At 66.6% G+C, this 383-nt stretch carries 1 protein-coding gene; it reads left to right on the forward strand.

Going from position 1 to position 383, the window contains the following annotated elements; all coding sequences use genetic code 11:
* A partial coding sequence (locus CI601_RS00730; protein WP_220702614.1) for a Spy0128 family protein occupies nt 1-383 on the forward strand: 383 nt, incomplete at both ends.

Genomic DNA, 383 nt, shown 5'->3' on the forward strand with positions numbered 1-383 from the left:
CACCTACCAGGCCAAGCCGGCCACGGTCAGGCTCACCGCCTTCAAGCACCTGGAAGGCCGGGGCCTGAAAGCCGGGGAGTTCGACTTCCTCCTGCAGAACACCAAGGGCGGGAAGCCGGCCCAGGCATCCAACAAGGCCGACGGGACCGTCGCATTCCCCGACCAGACCCTGACCGAGGCCGGCGACTACACGTACTCCGTGAGCGAGGCCCAGGGCAGCCTGCCCGGCATCACCTACGACCAGAAGACGCACCGGATCACCGTCCACGTCACCGACGACCAGCAAGGCCAGCTCCAAGCCACCATCGACGGCAACAACCCCACCTTCACCAACACCTACCAGGCCAAGCCAGCCAACCCCGACACCACCGCCACCACTCACC

Origin of the sequence: Bifidobacterium sp. wkB344 (assembly GCF_003688305.1) — a bacterium.
Classification (GTDB): Bacteria; Actinomycetota; Actinomycetes; order Actinomycetales; family Bifidobacteriaceae; genus Bombiscardovia; species Bombiscardovia mizhiensis.